The organism is Streptomyces sp. NPDC001508 (assembly GCF_040298665.1).
Classification (GTDB): domain Bacteria; phylum Actinomycetota; class Actinomycetes; order Streptomycetales; family Streptomycetaceae; genus Streptomyces.
The window spans coordinates 117324-124675 of sequence record NZ_JBEPAP010000023.1 but is presented as its reverse complement, the minus strand read 5'-3'; the positions used below and the strand labels follow the sequence as shown (position 1 = coordinate 124675).

Here is a 7352-nt window from a genome sequence, read left to right as displayed (position 1 = left end):
GCGACGGAGCGAGTTGCCGAGGGTGTAGCCGAAGCCCGGCTCCAGCGGTTCGATCACGAACCGGGAACGGAACTCGTCGACGACCTCTTCGGTCAACGAGGGACGCTGAGCGATCAGCATGTGTGGATCAGATCCTTCTTTCGTGGACGCCCGCTATTTGACGTCCGACGGAAACCGCACCCGTGAACAGTGCGGGTACTGCAAGGGTACGGGCGGTACGACCGCATGGAGCCGTACCGCCCGGCTGTTACCTGTGGGGGGACGACCCCCACACCCCCGGCACAAAAGCCCGGAGGCACAGCAAACCCTTGAAGCGCTGGCGTCAGCCGCGGCGGCGCGGGTCACCCCCGCTCGCGCGGGAAAGCCGCCGCGACAGATTCAGACGCGGCGACGCTTCGGCGGACGGCAGCCGTTGTGCGGGGTCGGCGTGACGTCCTGGATGGAGCCGACCTCAAGGCCCGTGGCCTGCAGGGAGCGGATCGCGGTCTCACGACCGGAACCCGGGCCCTTCACGAACACGTCCACCTTGCGCATGCCGTGCTCCTGGGCGCGGCGGGCGGCCGACTCGGCGGCCATCTGCGCGGCGAACGGCGTGGACTTCCGGGAGCCCTTGAAGCCGACGTGGCCGGCGGAGGCCCAGGAGATCACATTGCCGGACGGGTCCGTGATCGAAACGATCGTGTTGTTGAACGTGCTCTTGATGTGCGCGTGGCCGTGAGCGACGTTCTTCTTTTCCTTGCGGCGCACCTTCTTGGCAGCGCCCTGACGTCCCTTGGGGGGCATCCTCTAACTCCTACGGGAGGTGGTCGGTCCTACAGCGAAGACCGTGGACAGGTGTCCGCTGCGGACTACTTCTTGCCCGGCTTCTTCTTGCCGGCGATGGCGCGACGCGGGCCCTTGCGGGTGCGGGCGTTGGTGCTGGTGCGCTGACCGCGGACGGGCAGACCGCGACGGTGACGGAGACCCTGGTAGCAGCCGATCTCCACCTTGCGGCGGATGTCGGCCTGGATCTCACGACGGAGGTCACCCTCGGTCTTGATGTTGTTGTCGACGTACTCGCGGATCGCGACCAGCTGCTCCTCGGTCAGATCGCGAACGCGGGTGTTCGGGTCGACGCCGGTCGCTGCCAGCGTCTCCTGCGCGAGGGTCCGGCCGATGCCGAACACGTAGGTGAGGGCGACCTCCACGCGCTTTTCGCGCGGGATGTCAACACCGGAAACGCGTGCCATTCAATGGCTCCAGTTACTTGTCGGAGGTCTTCCACAGGACCGGATCCCAGCCGCCGTACCAGGTACGAACTGGGTCCCCGGCCTCCGAGCCGGGGGTATCGGAACCGAACGGTTCCGGGCCCTGCGTATGAACAATTCAGCTTGCGTCGCGCGAAGTCCTGCGTGATGCAGAGGTACGGTCCTGTGTCAGCCCTGGCGCTGCTTGTGGCGCGGGTTCTCGCAGATGACCATGACCCGGCCGTGACGGCGGATCACCCTGCACTTGTCGCAGATCTTCTTGACGCTCGGCTTGACCTTCATGGGATGTGAGGTTCTCCGGGTCAGTGCCATCACCCCGGCGAGCCGGGGCGCGGGCAAGATCTACTTGTATCGGTAGACGATCCGGCCACGCGTCAGGTCGTACGGAGACAGCTCCACCACGACCCGGTCGTCAGGGAGGATGCGGATGTAATGCATACGCATCTTGCCGCTGATGTGTGCCAGGACCTGGTGGCCGTTCTGGAGCTCGACCTTGAACATGGCGTTCGGAAGAGACTCGACGACAGTGCCCTCGATCTCGATGGCACCTTGCTTCTTGGCCACGCTTCGCCCTTCGAATCGACTACCTTGATCGACTCCCTCGCGTCCCTTGCGGGCACATGCGGACATGCGGAGGCACGAGAGCCGACGAGTCAGTCTACGTCAGCGCCCCCGGAAAGACGAATCGGGGAAGTCTGCCCCGCACGGGAGATCCTTAAGCGAGCGGGTCGGGGGCGGCCGTGATGCCGTGCTCCGCCAGCTTGGCCCGGCCGCCGTCCGGGGCGGTCAGGACCAGCGGCCCCTGCTCGGTCAGCGCGACGGAGTGCTCCCAGTGGGAGGACCAGGTGCCGTCGGTGGTGATGACCGTCCAGTTGTCCTGGAGCACCTCGGTCTTCGCGGTGCCGAGGGAGACCATCGGCTCGATGGCCAGGCAGAAGCCGGGGACCAGCTTGGGGCCCTTGCCGCGCTTGCGGTCGACGTAGTTCAGCAGGTGCGGGTCCATGTGCATCTCGGTGCCGATGCCATGGCCGCCGTAGTCCTCGATGATCCCGTAACGGCCGCCGCCGGGCTTGGGCTGGCGGCGGATGTAGGTCTCGATGGCCCGGGAGACGTCGACGAGCCGGTTGCCCTGCCGCATCGCCGCGATCCCGGCCCACATCGACTCCTCGGTCACCCGGGACAGCTCGACCAGCTCCGGGGCGTGGCCGGAGCCCACGAAGGCCGTGTAGGCGGCGTCACCGTGCCAGCCGTCCACGATCGCGCCGCAGTCGATGGAGATGATGTCGCCGTCCTTGAGGACGACCTCGTCCGAGGGGATGCCGTGGACGACGACCTCGTTGACCGAGGTGCAGATGGTGGCCGGGAAGCCGCCGTAGCCGAGGAAGTTCGGCGTGGCGTTGTGCTCGGCGAGCACCTTGCGCGCCACCTCGTCCAGGTCCTTGGTGCTGGCGCCGGGCACGGCGGCCTCCCGGGTGGCCGCGTGGATCGCGGCGACGACCAGTCCCGCCGCACGCATCCTGGCGATCTGCTCGGGGGTCTTGATCTGCACCATGGGGTCCTGCGCTCTCCGTCACTCGCGACAAACGGTCACTGCACAACACTACGGCCGCGGCGCCCTGGGTATTCCCCCGGAGCAGGTCCGGGGGAGGGCACCGCGGCCGGGAACGGCCCGAGGGGCTACTTGGCGTCCTCGTCCCGCTTGAGCGCTTCCAGCGCCCGGTGGGTGATCTCGTCCACCGGGCCGAGGGCGGAGATCGTCACGACCAGGCCCTGCGCCTTGTAGTAGTCGATGATCGGCTCGGTCTGCGTGTGGTAGACCTCCAGCCGCTTGCGGACGGTGCCCTCCGAGTCGTCGTCACGCTGGTACAGCTCGCCGCCGCAGACGTCGCAGACGCCTTCCTTCTTCGGCGGGCTGTAGGTGACGTGGAAGACATGCTCCGACTTGTTGCGGCAGGTACGCCGGCCGGCGATCCGCTTGACCACCTCGTCCTCGGGGACTTCGAGGTCGAGTACCGCGTCCAGCGTGACGTTCTCGTTGTCCAGCAGTTCGTCCAGCGCCTCGGCCTGCGAGACGTTCCGCGGGAAGCCGTCCAGCAGGAAGCCGTTCTCGGCGTCCTGCTGTTCCATGCGGTCCTTGGCCATCGCGATGGTGACCTCGTCGGGGACGAGGTTGCCGGCGTCCATATAGGACTTCGCGAGTTTCCCCAGCTCCGTCTGCTGGCTGATGTTGGCCCGGAACAGGTCGCCCGTGGAGATGTGCGGGATGCGCAGTTCTTCGGAAAGACGCACGGCCTGTGTTCCCTTACCAGCACCCGGCGGCCCGACGAGGACAATTCGCATCAGCGGAGGAACCCTTCGTAATTGCGCTGCTGGAGCTGGCTCTCGATCTGCTTCACCGTTTCGAGACCCACACCCACGATGATCAGGATGCTGGTGCCACCGAAGGGGAAGTTCTGGCTTGCCCCGAAGCCAACCAACGCCATCGTCGGTACGAGAGCGATCAGTCCCAGATACAGCGAACCCGGCCAGGTGATCCGGTTGAGTACGTACGACAGGTACTCAGCGGTCGGTCGGCCAGCCCGGATGCCCGGGATGAAGCCACCATACTTCTTCATGTTGTCGGCGACTTCTTCGGGGTTGAAGGAGATCGCCACGTAGAAGAACGCGAAGAAAACGATGAGCAAGAAGTAGAGGGTGATGTAGATCGGGTGGTCGCCCTTGGTCAGGTTCGCGGTGACCCACTGCTTCCAGCCGGAGTTGCCGCCGGCGAACTGGGCGATCAGGGCCGGGATGTAGAGCAGCGAGGACGCGAAGATGACGGGGATCACACCCGCCTGGTTGACCTTCAGCGGAATGTACGTGGACGTACCGCCATAGGAGCGACGGCCGATCATGCGCTTCGCGTACTGCACGGGGATGCGGCGCTGGGCCTGCTCGACGAAGACGACGAGCGCGACCATGATCAGGCCGACCGCGATGACGGTGCCGAACTCGATCCAGCCGCCGGCGAGGGTGCCCTGCTTCTTGATCGCCCACAGCGCGGACGGGAAGGTCGCGGCGATCGAGATGAACATCAGGATCGACATGCCGTTGCCGATGCCGCGGTCGGTGACCAGCTCGCCCAGCCACATGACGACGGCCGTACCCGCGGTCATGCAGATGACCATCGTGATGGTGGTGAAGATCGCCTGGTCGGGGACGATGCTCGACGCGACGGTGCAGCCCGAGAAGAGGGCGCCGCTGCGGGCGGTGGCCACCAGGCCGGTGCCTTGCAGGATGGCGAGCGCCACCGTCAGATAACGGGTGTACTGGGTGATCTTCGCCGTACCGGCCTGGCCCTCCTTCTTGAGGGCTTCCAGGCGCGGGATGACCACGGTCAGCAGCTGAAGGATGATGCTCGCCGTGATGTACGGCATGATGCCGAGGGCGAAGACGGTGATCTGCAGCAGCGCGCCGCCGCTGAACATGTTGACGAGACCGAAGAGGCCCTGGTTGCCGGATGCCTCGTTCACGCACTGCTGGACGGCTTGGTAGTTGACGCCGGGGATCGGGATGTGGGTACCGACCCGATAGACCACGATGATGCCCAGCGTGAAGAGCAGCTTCTTGCGCAGGTCGGGCGTCTTGAACGCCCGGGCGAACGCGGTGAGCACGGTGCCTCCTGCGACCCCCGCGCAACTGCGTCAAGGGTGACGGTCTTGAGGTTCGACGAATACGTAACGGCCAACTGCCGATCAGAGTGCCCCATGTGAAGCACCCAGTGAAAGTGGGCAGTGCAGGCAACCTTACCGGCGACACCGCCTCCCTTGGAACGACCGACCGGGGATACCCCTTTTGTGGAGCATCCCCGGTCGGGATCGTTCAGGCCATCGAGACGTCCGTGTCGGTCAGACGAGCTCGGTGACGGTGCCGCCGGCGGCGGTGATCTTCTCCTTGGCGGAGCCGGAGACGGCGTCGACCGTCACCTGCAGCGCCACGGAGATCTCACCCTGCCCGAGCACCTTGACCAGGCTGTTCTTGCGAACGGCGCCCTTGGCCACCAGGTCCTCGACCGTGACCTCGCCACCCTCGGGGTAGAGCGCGGCCAGCTTGTCGAGGTTCACGACCTGGTACTCGGTCTTGAACGGGTTCTTGAAGCCCTTCAGCTTCGGGAGGCGCATGTGCAGCGGCATCTGGCCGCCCTCGAAGCGCTCCGGAACCTGGTAGCGGGCCTTGGTGCCCTTCGTACCACGACCGGCCGTCTTACCCTTCGACGCCTCACCACGACCGACGCGGGTCTTGGCGGTCTTGGCGCCCGGGGCGGGACGGAGGTTGTGGATCTTGAGCGGGTTCTGCTCCGCCATGATCAGTCGACCTCCTCGACCGTCACGAGGTGGCGGACGGTGTGCACCATGCCGCGGAACTCGGGACGGTCCTCCTTGACGACCACGGTGTTGATCCCCTTGAGACCAAGCGACCGCAGGGTGTCACGGTGGTTCTGCTTGCTGCCGATGTAGGACTTGACCTGCGTGATCTTCAGCTGAGCCATCACGCACCCGCCCCGGCACGCGCACGCAGCAGGGCCGCGGGGGCCACGTCCTCCAGGGGCAGACCGCGGCGGGCCGCGATCTCCTCGGGACGCTGCAGGCCCTTCAGGGCCTCCACGGTCGCGTGCACGATGTTGATCGCGTTGTCGGAGCCGAGCGACTTCGACAGCACGTCGTGGATGCCGGCGCACTCCAGGACGGCGCGCACGGGACCACCGGCGATCACACCGGTACCCGGCGAGGCCGGCTTGAGGAGCACAACACCGGCGGCCTTCTCACCCTGGATGGGGTGCGGGATGGTGCCCTGGATCCGGGGGACCTTGAAGAAGTGCTTCTTGGCCTCCTCGACACCCTTGGCGATGGCGGCCGGCACCTCCTTGGCCTTGCCGTATCCGACACCCACGGTGCCGTCACCGTCGCCCACCACGACCAGCGCGGTGAAGCTGAAGCGACGACCACCCTTCACAACCTTGGCGACGCGGTTGATCGCGACGACGCGCTCGACGTACGCGGTCTTCTCGGCGGCAGCAGCGCCGCCGTCACGGCCCTTCCGGTCCCGCCGCTCGCCGCCACCGGCACCGCTTCCGCGGCGCTGGGGTCCAGCCATTGGATTACCTCTCTCTTTCCGCTAGCTACAAGCGGCTCAGAACTTGAGCCCGGCTTCGCGGGCGGCGTCCGCCAGGGCGGCGATGCGCCCGGCGTACTGGTTGCCACCACGGTCGAACACGACGGCGTCGACACCGGCGGCCCTGGCACGCTCGGCGACGAGCGCGCCGACCTGCTTGGCCTGCGCGGACTTGTCGCCCTCGACGCCACGGATCGACGCGTCCAGGGTGGACGCCGACGCCAGGGTGTGGCCCTTGAGGTCGTCGATCACCTGCGCCACGATGTGACGGTTGGAGCGGGTCACAACCAGACGGGGGCGCTCCGCCGTGCCCGAGATCCGCTTGCGGATCCGGATGTGACGGCGCTTGATCGCGGCGCGCTTGTAGGCGTCGCCCTTGAGGATCTTCTGCCCGTATGCCATGGCTTACTTACCCGCCTTTCCGACCTTGCGGCGGATGACTTCGCCCTCGTACTTGACGCCCTTGGCCTTGTACGGGTCCGGCTTGCGCAGCTTGCGGATGTTGGCCGCGACCTCGCCGACCTTCTGCTTGTCGATGCCCTCGACCGAGAAACGGGTCGGGGCCTCCACCTTGAAGGTGATGCCCTCGGGGGCCTCGACCAGGATCGGGTGGCTGTAACCGAGGGCGAACTCCAGGTTCGAGCCCTTGGCGGCCACGCGGTAACCGACACCGCTGATTTCGAGCTTCTTCACGTAACCCTGGGTCACGCCGGTGATCATGTTCGCCACCAGCGTGCGGGACAGGCCGTGCAGGGCCTTGTTCTGACGCTCGTCGTTCGGGCGGGTCACCTGCAAGGTGCCGTCCTCGCCCTTGGCGACCTCGATCGGCGCCGCGACGGTGTGGGTCAGCGAGCCCTTGGGGCCCTTGACCGAGACCGTACGGCCGTCGATGGTGACGTCCACGCCGGCGGGAACCGCGATGGGGAGCTTGCCGATGCGCGACATAGCTGTTTC

At 66.5% G+C, this 7352-nt stretch carries 12 protein-coding genes and 1 pseudogene; all 13 read right to left on the bottom strand.

Annotation, left to right across the window (positions count from 1 at the left end):
- Positions 1 to 120 (bottom strand): annotated as a pseudogene (locus ABT245_RS21940) (DNA-directed RNA polymerase subunit alpha); the annotation flags it as partial.
- A 258-nt stretch (positions 121 to 378) separates the two neighbouring features.
- On the bottom strand, positions 379 to 783 hold the full coding sequence (rpsK, locus tag ABT245_RS21935; protein ID WP_003956432.1) for a 30S ribosomal protein S11: 405 nt from the start codon (positions 781 to 783) through the stop codon (positions 379 to 381).
- A gap of 65 nt (positions 784 to 848) precedes the next feature.
- Positions 849 to 1229: a 30S ribosomal protein S13 gene (gene rpsM, locus ABT245_RS21930; protein ID WP_351735994.1), complete on the bottom strand. Its 381-nt coding sequence runs from the start codon at positions 1227 to 1229 to the stop codon at positions 849 to 851.
- Between the two features lie 186 nt (positions 1230 to 1415).
- Positions 1416 to 1529, bottom strand: a complete 114-nt coding sequence (rpmJ, locus tag ABT245_RS21925; RefSeq protein WP_003998809.1) for a 50S ribosomal protein L36 — start codon at positions 1527 to 1529, stop codon at positions 1416 to 1418.
- 60 nt (positions 1530 to 1589) lie between these two features.
- A complete protein-coding gene (gene infA, locus ABT245_RS21920) occupies positions 1590 to 1811 on the bottom strand; it encodes a translation initiation factor IF-1 (RefSeq protein ID WP_003948620.1) in 222 nt (73 codons plus the stop codon).
- 151 nt (positions 1812 to 1962) lie between these two features.
- The gene (gene map / locus ABT245_RS21915) at positions 1963 to 2799 is read right to left on the bottom strand and encodes a type I methionyl aminopeptidase (RefSeq protein WP_351735992.1); all 837 of its coding nucleotides are present in this window, start codon (positions 2797 to 2799) and stop codon (positions 1963 to 1965) included.
- Between the two features lie 125 nt (positions 2800 to 2924).
- Entirely contained in the window at positions 2925 to 3587 is a 663-nt protein-coding gene (locus ABT245_RS21910; protein ID WP_351735990.1) for an adenylate kinase, read from the bottom strand.
- Positions 3587 to 4900 carry a preprotein translocase subunit SecY gene (secY, locus tag ABT245_RS21905; protein ID WP_351735988.1) on the bottom strand — a complete coding sequence of 438 codons (1314 nt, stop codon included), beginning with the start codon at positions 4898 to 4900 and terminating at the stop codon, positions 3587 to 3589. The genes ABT245_RS21910 and secY overlap by 1 nt, the downstream gene beginning before the upstream one ends.
- Before the next feature lie 234 nt (positions 4901 to 5134).
- Positions 5135 to 5590: a 50S ribosomal protein L15 gene (rplO, locus tag ABT245_RS21900; RefSeq protein WP_351735986.1), complete on the bottom strand. Its 456-nt coding sequence runs from the start codon at positions 5588 to 5590 to the stop codon at positions 5135 to 5137.
- 2 nt (positions 5591 to 5592) lie between these two features.
- On the bottom strand, positions 5593 to 5775 hold the full coding sequence (rpmD, locus tag ABT245_RS21895) for a 50S ribosomal protein L30 (protein ID WP_003998814.1): 183 nt from the start codon (positions 5773 to 5775) through the stop codon (positions 5593 to 5595).
- Positions 5775 to 6380, bottom strand: a complete 606-nt coding sequence (rpsE, locus tag ABT245_RS21890; protein ID WP_019753099.1) for a 30S ribosomal protein S5 — start codon at positions 6378 to 6380, stop codon at positions 5775 to 5777. Before rpsE ends, rpmD begins: the two co-directional genes overlap by 1 nt.
- Before the next feature lie 36 nt (positions 6381 to 6416).
- On the bottom strand, positions 6417 to 6800 hold the full coding sequence (gene rplR / locus ABT245_RS21885; protein WP_351735984.1) for a 50S ribosomal protein L18: 384 nt from the start codon (positions 6798 to 6800) through the stop codon (positions 6417 to 6419).
- Between the two features lie 3 nt (positions 6801 to 6803).
- A complete protein-coding gene (gene rplF / locus ABT245_RS21880) occupies positions 6804 to 7343 on the bottom strand; it encodes a 50S ribosomal protein L6 (RefSeq protein WP_351735982.1) in 540 nt (179 codons plus the stop codon).
- Positions 7344 to 7352 lie beyond the last annotated feature (9 nt).

Coding starts and splice junctions, on each gene's coding strand:
- rplO (WP_351735986.1), bottom strand. CDS start 5,590: ATGGCGGAGCAGAACCCGCTCAAGATCCACAACCTCCGTCCCGCCCCG.
- rplF (WP_351735982.1), bottom strand. CDS start 7,343: ATGTCGCGCATCGGCAAGCTCCCCATCGCGGTTCCCGCCGGCGTGGAC.
- rpsK (WP_003956432.1), bottom strand. CDS start 783: ATGCCCCCCAAGGGACGTCAGGGCGCTGCCAAGAAGGTGCGCCGCAAG.
- rpsE (WP_019753099.1), bottom strand. CDS start 6,380: ATGGCTGGACCCCAGCGCCGCGGAAGCGGTGCCGGTGGCGGCGAGCGG.
- rpmJ (WP_003998809.1), bottom strand. CDS start 1,529: ATGAAGGTCAAGCCGAGCGTCAAGAAGATCTGCGACAAGTGCAGGGTG.
- map (WP_351735992.1), bottom strand. CDS start 2,799: ATGGTGCAGATCAAGACCCCCGAGCAGATCGCCAGGATGCGTGCGGCG.
- ABT245_RS21910 (WP_351735990.1), bottom strand. CDS start 3,587: ATGCGAATTGTCCTCGTCGGGCCGCCGGGTGCTGGTAAGGGAACACAG.
- rpsM (WP_351735994.1), bottom strand. CDS start 1,229: ATGGCACGCGTTTCCGGTGTTGACATCCCGCGCGAAAAGCGCGTGGAG.
- rplR (WP_351735984.1), bottom strand. CDS start 6,800: ATGGCATACGGGCAGAAGATCCTCAAGGGCGACGCCTACAAGCGCGCC.
- rpmD (WP_003998814.1), bottom strand. CDS start 5,775: ATGGCTCAGCTGAAGATCACGCAGGTCAAGTCCTACATCGGCAGCAAG.